The 10,957-nt window shown below is 39.5% G+C and carries 9 protein-coding genes, 1 riboswitch and 1 other annotated feature; all 9 genes read right to left on the bottom strand.

Going from position 1 to position 10,957, the window contains the following annotated elements; translation table 11 throughout:
• Positions 1-409: 409 nt before the first annotated feature.
• Positions 410-1,714, bottom strand: coding sequence for a nucleobase:cation symporter-2 family protein (locus MUB24_RS02330; protein WP_244700712.1), 1,305 nt, complete (start codon positions 1,712-1,714; stop codon positions 410-412).
• Positions 1,711-2,298, bottom strand: a complete 588-nt coding sequence (locus MUB24_RS02325; protein ID WP_244700709.1) for a xanthine phosphoribosyltransferase — start codon at positions 2,296-2,298, stop codon at positions 1,711-1,713. The genes MUB24_RS02330 and MUB24_RS02325 overlap by 4 nt, the downstream gene beginning before the upstream one ends.
• Before the next feature lie 294 nt (positions 2,299-2,592).
• Positions 2,593-2,694, bottom strand: a riboswitch (purine riboswitch).
• A gap of 550 nt (positions 2,695-3,244) precedes the next feature.
• The gene (thrS, locus tag MUB24_RS02320) at positions 3,245-5,173 is read right to left on the bottom strand and encodes a threonine--tRNA ligase (RefSeq protein ID WP_244700706.1); all 1,929 of its coding nucleotides are present in this window, start codon (positions 5,171-5,173) and stop codon (positions 3,245-3,247) included.
• Positions 5,174-5,235: 62 nt separating this feature from the next.
• Positions 5,236-5,470: a binding site (T-box leader), on the bottom strand.
• 43 nt (positions 5,471-5,513) lie between these two features.
• Positions 5,514-6,341: a putative sporulation protein YtxC gene (locus MUB24_RS02315; RefSeq protein WP_244701135.1), complete on the bottom strand. Its 828-nt coding sequence runs from the start codon at positions 6,339-6,341 to the stop codon at positions 5,514-5,516.
• 372 nt (positions 6,342-6,713) lie between these two features.
• Positions 6,714-7,649, bottom strand: coding sequence for a primosomal protein DnaI (gene dnaI, locus MUB24_RS02310; RefSeq protein WP_244700703.1), 936 nt, complete (start codon positions 7,647-7,649; stop codon positions 6,714-6,716).
• A complete protein-coding gene (locus MUB24_RS02305) occupies positions 7,633-9,048 on the bottom strand; it encodes a replication initiation and membrane attachment family protein (protein ID WP_313898417.1) in 1,416 nt (471 codons plus the stop codon). Before MUB24_RS02305 ends, dnaI begins: the two co-directional genes overlap by 17 nt.
• Positions 9,049-9,055: 7 nt before the next feature.
• A complete protein-coding gene (nrdR, locus tag MUB24_RS02300) occupies positions 9,056-9,511 on the bottom strand; it encodes a transcriptional regulator NrdR (RefSeq protein ID WP_244701133.1) in 456 nt (151 codons plus the stop codon).
• A 97-nt stretch (positions 9,512-9,608) separates the two neighbouring features.
• Positions 9,609-10,211, bottom strand: coding sequence for a dephospho-CoA kinase (coaE, locus tag MUB24_RS02295; protein WP_244700698.1), 603 nt, complete (start codon positions 10,209-10,211; stop codon positions 9,609-9,611).
• A gap of 27 nt (positions 10,212-10,238) precedes the next feature.
• Positions 10,239-10,871, bottom strand: a complete 633-nt coding sequence (gene ytaF, locus MUB24_RS02290) for a sporulation membrane protein YtaF (protein ID WP_244700696.1) — start codon at positions 10,869-10,871, stop codon at positions 10,239-10,241.
• Positions 10,872-10,957 lie beyond the last annotated feature (86 nt).

The raw sequence follows: 10,957 nt of genomic DNA, 5'->3' as shown, positions 1-10,957 counted from the left end.
CATTATTACTGATACGTCAGGTTTTGATCTTAATGTGTTTTCCTTATTTTTCCACATCTAACACATTTATCCGTAAAGTAGTTATATTTATGTTTCTTTAATAATTTACAAACTAAAGCTTTTATGTTCATTTAGTAACCCCTTCGAAGTTTTTTAATCTATAGTCAAGATTACCAAATGAAGATTAACGGGTGATTACGCCCTGATTACTAAATATATTATATAAGATGTTTGTTTTGTTACAAAGCGATTGTTCACTTTCAACAGAAGGCGAGGTTAAACGTTCAGCAGCAGTCAACAAGTTCTTCATCATCTCGATCCAAGTTACGGATTCCCCATACCGATTTTCCTTGAATATGTAACTATATAGGCAGAACTCGGCTTCTTCAACCGAGTTCGACCTTCCAACCTATGCACTTTGTTTTGAAGCGACAACTGTTTCTCTTTTTTTCCTCGATGGTAGCATATTGAAAATAATATTCAGCGTTATCGCTGTTAAACTACCCGCTACAATCCCATTACTTGTGATAATTTGTAAGCCTGCTGGAAGAGCGGAAAATAAATCAGGAACCACTGTCACACCAAGACCAATTCCAACAGAGCAAGCAATGATCATCGAATTCTCTTGAGAATCCGTAATGATTTTGCCTAACATTTTAATCCCTTGGGAAACCACCATTCCAAACATTGCAATCATCGCCCCACCTAAGACTGAATCCGGAATAATTGTTGTGATAGCGGCTAACTTTGGTAGAAACCCTAACAGAATCAACATGGCTCCCGTAATAAAAATGATTTTCCGAGAGCGAATGCCAGACATTTGGATGAGCCCCACATTTTGTGAAAAAGTCGTGTAAGGAAAAGCGTTGAATAATCCACCAATAACAGAGGCTAACCCTTCTGCCCGATAACCTTTGGCCAAATCTTTTTGTGTTAATTTTCGTTCACATATATCACCGAGGGCAAAATACACTCCGGTCGACTCCACAAGTGATACCATGGCTACAATCGTCATCGTCAAAATGGCGGACCACTCAAAGGTCGGGTATCCAAAATAAAAGGGTTGGACCATATGAAAAACAGATGCATTCTCTACGGGTGTAAAGCTCACCTTTCCCATAAATATGGCTGCAATTGTTCCGACTCCTAGGCCTAATAGAATGGAGATCGCTCGTATAAATCCTGTAGAAAAACGATAAATCAAGATGATCACAAATAAGGTTCCAAAAGCTAATGCAATATTAGAAAGAGAACCAAAATCTTCAGCCCCTTGTCCCCCACCCATGTTATGGATGGCCACAGGAATAAGGGTAATCCCAATAATTGTTACCACCGATCCTGTTACAACTGGCGGAAAAAACTTGACCAATTTTCCAAAAAAACCAGCAATCAAAACTATTATGAATCCAGATGCGATAATCGATCCATAAATAGCTGATACCCCGTATTCCTCGCCAATCTTAATGATTGGTGCAACAGCCGTAAACGTACAACCAAGCACAACGGGCAGCCCTATCCCGACAAAGCGATTGCTAAATAATTGAAGAATGGTGGCAATTCCGCACATGAGAATATCGATGGACACAAGATAGGTTAATTGTACATGATCGAATTGGAGGGCTTTTCCAATTGTCAACGGAACGATAATCGCCCCAGCATACATCGCTAGTAAATGTTGAATTCCTAAAGTTGTCGACTTCAAGGTCTTTTTCATTCGGTTTGCTCCCCTTTAGCAAAAACGACTTCCCCGTTTTGGAGAGATGATACGATCGCCAGTGATTCAACGCGAATGCCCTGTTCCCGTAACAGTTCTCCACCAGACTGGAACCCTTTTTCAATCACAATCCCCACACCTGCTAGATCGGCACCAGCCTGCTTAATAATATCAATTAATCCTAAAACGGCTTGTCCATTCGCCAAAAAATCATCGATAATTAAGACAACATCATTAGGTTGGATAAAATCGCCTGATACGGAAATTTCATTTGTCTCGTTTTTGGTAAAAGAATGAACACGGGCTGTATAAAGATTTTTTGATAATGTTAAAGATTTGCGTTTCCGTGCAAATACAACTGGAATATCCATAATCAACCCGGCCATTGTTGCAGGAGCAATTCCTGAGGACTCAATGGTGACGATTTTCGTTACCTCAGCCTTTTGAAAAAGATCGGCAAATTCCTGCCCAATTTCTTTCATAAGCTGTGGGTCAATTTGATGATTGAGAAAGGAATCCACCTTTAATACGGTATCTGATAATACCTTCCCTTCTCCCTTAATTTTATCCTTTAATGCCTGCACAATGATGTCCCCTTTCGTATTTTCATAGTAATATTAAGAAAAGCGCAAGGCGCCCGTAATCGTCGACAAGCAAATGTTCTGAGACAAGAAAAGTCCGGTTTTGACTTTTATTGTCCAGGTTATTTGACCTCGAGCCAATGGCGCCTGGAGCTAGATCCAAACATTAGCCAATTTTTGATTTCTTACCTATTAAAAAAACTCCAAGACTTAGGATCCCTATCATAAATGGGAGCAAAGCCTTCGAGTTTTCATATCTCAAAAGGAAAAAGAAAACATGCCGGATGGCTTACGTTTTCTTTAACACCTTGCACCCATAGTCGATTTATTTACGGTAAATCGGTAGAAACTTGCAGGCCCTATTCCCGCTATTATATGAGTGAGCTGTATTGTTGTCGAATATTGTTATTATAGCATGTCACACTGGATTATCAATGGATATTCTTTCTAAAAAAGTTTTTATAAAAAATTTCCAAAAGTTTTACATATGTGAGATGGTCACAGGTCTTGAGGCTTTATGATCACGCCTATGCTAACCGGCTTACCAATGTTATACGATTTTGGGCGTTTTGAACACGGCTATGGAACCAATTTCGGACTTCCTACCCCATTTTGGGCGTTATGAACCCAGCTATGAAACCAATTCCGCAACGACTACCCCTTTTTGGGCGTTATAAACCCGGCTATGGGACCTATTTTACACCACCTACCTCATTTTGGGCGTTTTGAACACGGCTATCGGACCAATTTTACAACGTCTACCCCATTTTAGGCGTTTTGATCCTGGCTATCGGGCCATTTTCACACCACCTACCTCATTTTGGGCGTTTTAAACACGGCTATGAGACCATTTTCGCAACATCTACCTTATTTCGGGCCTTATGAACACGGCTATAGGACCATTTTCACACCGACAAAAAAAGCATGGGCGCAAAGCACCCACACCTCTTTAAATAATGTCAACCTCTTCTTTTAAAGCTCCTAAAAAAGTTGCGAACGGAACGGTTTCTGATTTTTTCTCACCATATTTCCTTACATTGACAGCTTGTTCTTTAATTTCATTCTCTCCCACAACAAGCATATATGGGATTTTTTGTATTTGCGCTTCGCGAATCTTATAGCCCATTTTTTCATCACGTTGATCGAGTTCGACACGGAAACCTGATTTTTTCAAGTCATCCACTACTTGCTTGGCATAATCAAAATGCGCTTCAGGTGAAACAGGAATAACGGCAACTTGAACAGGTGCAAGCCATGTCGGGAAAGCCCCTTTATATTCTTCAATCAGAAATGCAACAAAACGTTCCATTGTCGATACAACCCCACGGTGGATCACCACAGGACGATGTTGTTTCCCATCTTCTCCTACATAAGTGAGATCAAATTTTTCCGGCAACAAGAAGTCCAATTGTACGGTCGAAAGGGTTTCTTCCTTTCCAAGCGCCGTTTTCACTTGAACATCTAGTTTTGGACCGTAAAAGGCTGCTTCTCCATCAGCTTCATAATAGTCCACACTAAGTTCATCCATCGCCTCTTTCAACATGCTTTGCGCTTTATTCCACATTTCATCATCATCAAAATATTTCTCCTTATCTTCAGGATCCCGATACGATAAACGGAAGCTATAATCGGTTAAATCGAAATCCTTATACACCTCTTCAATCAGTTGCACAACACGAATAAATTCCTCTTTGATTTGGTCAGGACGGACAAAAATATGCGCATCATTCAACGTCATCCCGCGAACCCGCTGCAAGCCTGATAAAGCGCCAGACATTTCATAACGATGCATTGTACCGAGCTCAGCAATGCGAATCGGCAATTCCCGATAACTATGGATGTCATTTTTATACACCATCATATGATGTGGACAATTCATAGGACGAAGCACGAGCTGTTCATTATCCATATCCATAATCGGGAACATGTCATCATGATAATGATCTAGATGACCACTAGTTTTATACAGATCCAGACTGCCTAATACAGGCGTATAGACATGGTCATAGCCTAATGATACTTCTTTATCAACTATATATCGTTCAATAATGCGACGGATAGTGGCCCCTTTTGGTAACCAGAGCGGGAGACCTTGTCCAACTTTCTGTGAATTGGTAAACAGACTTAATTCCTTCCCAATTTTACGATGATCCCGTTCCTTCGCTTCTTCGCGGAATTTCAAGTATTGTTTTAAATCATCCTTTTTAAAAAAGGCTGTTCCATACACGCGTTGCAACATTTTATTATCGCTGTTTCCACGCCAATAGGCACCTGCAATACTAAGCAATTGAAACTCCTTGATTTTGCCAGTAGACGGCACATGGACCCCACGGCAAAGGTCAATAAAATCTCCCTGCTCATAGACAGTGACTGTTTCATCCTCTGGAATCGCATCGATTAATTCTAGTTTATATTCATCATTCGCAAAAATTTCCTTTGCTTCCGCGCGAGAAACTTCCTTACGAATGATCTCGATATTTTCACTAATGATCTTCTTCATTTCTTTCTCAATGACAGGAAGATCATCAGGCGTAATCGCATGTTCCAAATCCATATCATAGTAAAAGCCGTCTTCAATCACAGGCCCTACGCCAAACTTTGCATCTGGGTAAAGACGTTTTACCGCTTGGGCCATAAGATGCGCTGTACTATGCCGTAATATTTCTAATGCTTCTGGACTTCCTGGTGTAATAATTTCTATCGTACCATCCTCTTCGATGGGTGTTTTCAAATCGATTACTGTTCCATTCCATTTGCCGGCAAGAGCTTTCTTTTTCAAACTTGGACTAATCGAAGCGGCAATATCTTCGGTTGTTGTCTGCTTAGGAAATTCCTTTACAGAACCATCAGGAAACGTAATTTTCAATTGATCCGACATATGACTGCACTCCTTTTTTCTAATTGAGGACATTTTTGGAAAAACAAAAAACCCGCCCCTGGCAAAGGGACGAGTTTATACACGTGGTTCCACCCTAGTTTTCATGAATAGTTATTTCATTCATGACTTTGGATTCAATTAACGGTTTTTTCCGCCAATCATTACTCACAAATAGTTTGCTTTTACGATTGGTGTTCAAAGGTGGTAAGTATTTCGTTCGTGTCGGAAAGCTCTCAGCATTATCTTTCCTCTCTGTATACCGTAACCAAACACTCATGTCCTTCTCATCACATGTCCTCATTTTATTATGTAGCTATTATAGCTACATATTCAAAGAAAATCAAGAGTGCTGATCAGATGTCTTTGATAATTGATAGAAATAACTGGATGAAAAAATAGTCATTCTTTCTTCGAAAATATTTTTTAACGTTCTAATTAGCGGCTGATCCTCGTCTTCTGTATATAAAAATATTTTATTTGGTGCCATGGAAAGAAGTGGAGCGATAACGGCAGAATCCACATAAACGGGATGATTGGATAGAAGCCTTGGATCAAGTAAGGCATTGATCTTCTCTTGTGTCATTTCCTCCAAAGCATCATCATAAAAAGTTACAGGTCTCTCTAAAATAAGATGTACAATGGATTGTTTGGTATGACGGCCTTGCAAGTAATCCCTTAATGTTTGAACAAAGACTTGATAATCTTGTTCCATTTTATATTCATCAATGGCCACTCCCAAATACGTAGTGACATGTTTAAAATATTCCCTTAAACGAAATTTTAAGAAGGAATCGAAAGCAACGGCTCCCTTAAAATCAAGTAAATCGACCACTGCTTCTTTAATGAGTATTTCTTCCTCAATCACTCCGGTTAAAGCGGTTAATTCTTTTCTTTCACCATTAAACATCTGTGTCACAATTTCAATAATATCATGCCGTTCATCTTCATTCTCGTACTTATAGTTCTTTTGAAGAACATAATCAACCCATTCATTTCTTTTCACTTTCTGGATATATTGAATAAGAGCAGATACGTATTGATCTTTGTTTGAGAAAATCGGTTGAAATGAATATATATAACGGCCCCGTTTTTCCTGAAAGGAATCCTGCAAGCCATTGGTTGCTAAGAAAGACTTCAAGCGGATTGCCTCTTTAATGGATTTGAACATTAATTCCAAGCCTGCTCCCCCTTTACTCCGCATTGGTACATTATATGAAGTTTCAGTGGGACTAGACCTATGAAAAATAAAAAGTGGCAAAATGCTCGGTTGAGCGGATCTTAGCGTCATAAAAAAGAGGCTGGGACAAAACAAAACGTCCGACTTTAAAGACGAACAGTGCTCTACCTTAGCGGAGGAAATATACGTAGACTCCTGTGGGAGAAAAGGCATCGGTGAGACCCCGCAGTGCGTCAGCACGAGGAGGCTCACCAGCCGCCCACGGAAAGCGAAGTATATTTCCGCAGCGGATGATATCCACCAACCATAGTTTTTAGTTTGTTCGGATTTTTCTTTTGATAGAAACACTTTTGTCCCAGCCTCTTATCCGTGCCTTCTGTTAGGACCGATTAATTGAATGGGGGAGGCGAGATACTTAATTCTTTCCATAATTCTGGCAGCTTTTATTTTTTCCTCTTCTCCGCGCTGGGAGTAGGTGAGGTGATGCAGCAAAGCTTCGAAGTCAAAATTGGAACTGAAAAAAGTGGGAAGCTGCTCATGCATGCGATATTGTAAAAGCGAACCGAGAATTTCATCCCTTGTCCAGCTTGTCATGGCCTCCGCCCCAATATCATCCAACATAAGAACAGGAGCATTTTTGACGATCTCTAATTTCTCATTCAACGTATGGTCACCAAGGGATTGTTTCATTTCCCGAAAGAATTCAGGCACATACACAATTAAAGAGGATATTCCTTGTTCGGCAAGGTGATTAGCCAGCGCCCCTAATAAATAGGATTTTCCAACGCCAAATTTTCCATGTAAATACAAGCCTTTCATTCTTGTCCCAGGTTGATAGGTGGAGGCAAATCGTTCCGCAAATTCAAATGCATCATCGCGGCTAGGATGATCCAAAGAAAAATCGGCAAATGTAGCCTGTAAGATTTCCTTTGGCACATAGATGCTTTTAATCAATTTCTCTGTCTTCCGCCGTTCGTCTTCCCTTATTTTGTTTGGGCATGGTCGATAAAAGAGATCCATTTTTCCATTTTCAAATGTGAGGACAGGTTCATAACCGGACATCATATTTTGGCAACTTCCTAAACCAGTACAATTCGTACATCTTTTTGTCTGTGAAACATATTCGTGAAGTTTCATTAAACTCTGTTCAATGATTTGTTCACTCATGCCTGCTTGATGTTCCATTAGAAAAGATTGAACATCAGGGTTAGACAATACTTCCATTTTCAGTTGATCATATCGCTTTTGAAAATGAGGGGACCGAGATAGTCTTCCTAACGTTTTATTGATTTGCTCCATTCCGATCGCCTCCCTCTTTACGATATTTCTGTTGGATCGCCTCTAATCGTCTTCTTTTGGCTTCCTGTTTCTCGTCCAACACAACTTCTTCCGCCCCCTGCGGCTCCATAAACCAATCTGGTAATTTCTCTGTGCGTATCGGTTTATTTCTTTTTTGAGTCGATGTTTTCCGTTCATTCGCCCATTGTTGATATTGACGATGTTCACTTTTAGCCAAATCAATTGCTTCCTTCACGGTTTTGATTTTCTTCCGGGACCAGTGAGAAGCAATTTTCGCCATATAATTTTTAGAAAGTTTCATATCTGTTTTTAACATGACATAATGGATCAATACATTGATCACCCCGGGAGAAAGCTTTTGTGAAAACAAAACATCTTCTACCGCTTGTAAATCTGATAATGCTGGCTCTCCACCATCTGCTAAATCAATCAAAAATTGTCTTGGAGAAACAGATTCTAAATAGAAGATCAGCTTTTCCTCTTTTGTTTGCGGTTCGGTTATTGTTCTTGCATAGACTGGTTGAACACGATCAACCAATTGTGGCAATTGATTATCATGTTCTAATTGGTACCAATTGCGTGCCTCTTTTCGCAGGTCTTCTATATGAATCGTTTGATCGGCATCTAAACTAGCTAAGACAATATTTTTCATATTGACAGCATCAATCGAGTATAAATAAGCGAGCTTGGAAATAGCTTCCTTTACCTCTTGTGTAAAAACACGCCTAGGTACCATGATTTCTGATAAACCAGCGTATAATAGATCAAAATTAAAATGGTCCCCGCCAATTTTAATTAGATTGGGCTCTTGCCTATTTAGCAACTCGTGATTCTCATCTGGTTGACTAGCTAAATGGGCTTCCTTATCTATTAGAGCTTCTGAACCTAGAGAGGCAAAAACATCTTGAAAGGAACGCGTCCATTCTTTATATTCGCTCTTATCGGCTTTTTCATCTGTAAACAATTGTTTTAATTTTAAAAACTGGGATTTTCCTATCTTTTGGTATAAATAGATGTTTAGTATTCCATCTGTGAAAAAACCTTCTGGCGATAAAGGCGGCTGTAATTCATATAAATAAGAGCGAGTATCTCCATTCGTCTTTACATACGTTTTTAATAACCCGATCCCTTCTAATTTTAGCCGGGCTTGAAAGATTTCTTCTAGGTTTAAATCAAAGAAATTCATTAAATGATAATGATTCAATTCTTCGGACCAAATTCTATTTTCTTGCACTCTATTCCATAAAGTATAGTATAAGGCCGTACTGAACGGTCCAATGAGCGGTTGATATAAAGAATCAATCACTTTTTGATCGTGTTGATGCAATAGGCCATTCATCTTCACAGTAAAAGAATCAATCGGCTGAATTTCATTCCAGTATGGTTTCAAAACAAACACACTTTCATCAATCTTTTTTGATTAGATCCTTTAATTCATCCAAGAAAACATTTATATCTTTAAATTGGCGGTAAACAGAGGCAAAGCGTACATAAGCTACATCATCGACTTTCGATAATTTATCCATGACTTTCTCACCAATAAGATCAGAGCTCACTTCAGCTTGTCCTAGTGCTCGTATCTCCCTCTCAACCTCATGGGTGATTTGTTCCAGTTGATCAAGGGATACTGGCCGTTTTTCGCAAGCGCGAATGAGTCCTCTTAATATTTTTTCTCTACTAAATTCCTCTCGTATTCCCTCTTTTTTCACAACAATTAAAGGTGTTTCTTCCACTCTCTCAAAGGTTGTAAAGCGATAAGAACATTCTTCACATTCTCTTCTTCTTCTAATTGCTCTCACATCATCGACTGGCCTTGAATCTACAACTCGGGTGCCATTATGTTTACAAGACGGGCATTTCATCGTACCAGCTCCGTTCGACATTCTTTTCTATTATTATACCTTAATTTGCGGGTAAAAACCAAAAAGGGATTTACTTGCAAAAAAAGAAAACCATCCATTACGGATGGAGTTTCCATTCTTTTATGATACGTTCTACTTGCTCCTGCGTTTTTTCAATCGGTCCATTGTTATCAATCACGGCATCTGCAAGTTTGGCCTTTTGTTGTAGTGGCATTTGAGAGGCCATTCGTGCGAGAGCGTCTGACTCAGACAGCCCATTTCGTTCCATTAACCTTTTCAATTGTATTTGTTCTTCTACAAATACAACCAATGTTTTTTCAACAAGATTGGTCAATTTACTTTCAAACAGTAAAGGAATATCATAAATAATGGTCTGTTTTCCAGAAGCAATCGCATCATTCTTCCAATTTTCCATTTGCTCCCGAACCGCAGGATGAACGATTGCATTTAATGTTTGGCGTTTGTTCTCATTGTGAAAGATGATCGATCCAAGTTTTTCCCGATCTAACCTTCGATCCGACAAAAGAATGGAATCGCCAAAAAACTGCACGATTTTTTTGTAAGCCGGCTGCTCTGGCTCGACAACCTTTCTTGAAGCCAGATCTGCATCTACAATTGTAAAGCCTTTATTCTTAAACAGATGCGATACTGTACTTTTGCCACTTGCAATTCCACCTGTTAAACCGATCATCTTTACCAAAATTTCCGCCTCTTTCCATTCCCTAGTTTAAATTTTTAATATCCCTATCAAGATCAACAAGACACCTGGCATAAAGGCAAAATGATGGATCCAGTTTGTTTTGGAGAAAAAGTTGCCCATTTGTAGGCCTGTTTTTAGAAAAATACCACTCATACAAGCTGCAGAACCAGCGAGAAGCCACGGTGAATAGCCTAACATCGCTGCTCCTATCCCTGCTCCAAAAGCATCCAAAGATAAGGCAGCTCCCAAGAGGAAAGCCTCAATTCCTGTAATCGTCCCAGAAAGGTCAAAATCTGCCCTTGTCGGTTTCTTCAAAATATGAATCACGATACCCAATGATTTAATTTCCCAATGAACCACCATTTTTTCTTCTTTCTCTTGGTGATCCTTTTCCGATCGAAAAAATTGCACGATCACCCAGGCACCGATCATAATTAAGATGATCCCGCCAATTCGATTGGCTGCATCTGGAGATAAAACATGTAAAAGCATACTACCTGCAAACATTGCCGTAAGAAGAGATACCGCCGTGCAAAGAGCAATAATCAATAATGATTTAAAAGGAATCCGCATCTTACGTAATCCATAGGCAACTCCTGTACTAAAGCTATCAAGACTAATAGCGATCGCCAGTAACAGGAGTGATAATGAAAAGCCCATAACCTCACACCTTCCCCATATCAACAGTGGCTAAAGCATTATATGAGAAAAAGGCATAGGAGGTTAAAATATTTAAGTGGGTCTTA

This window comes from Lederbergia sp. NSJ-179 (genome assembly GCF_022867885.1).
In the GTDB taxonomy this organism is placed as follows: Bacteria; Bacillota; Bacilli; order Bacillales; family Bacillaceae_C; genus Lederbergia.
The sequence above is the reverse complement of the archived record's forward strand: the minus strand, read 5'-3'. Positions and strand labels throughout refer to the sequence as shown.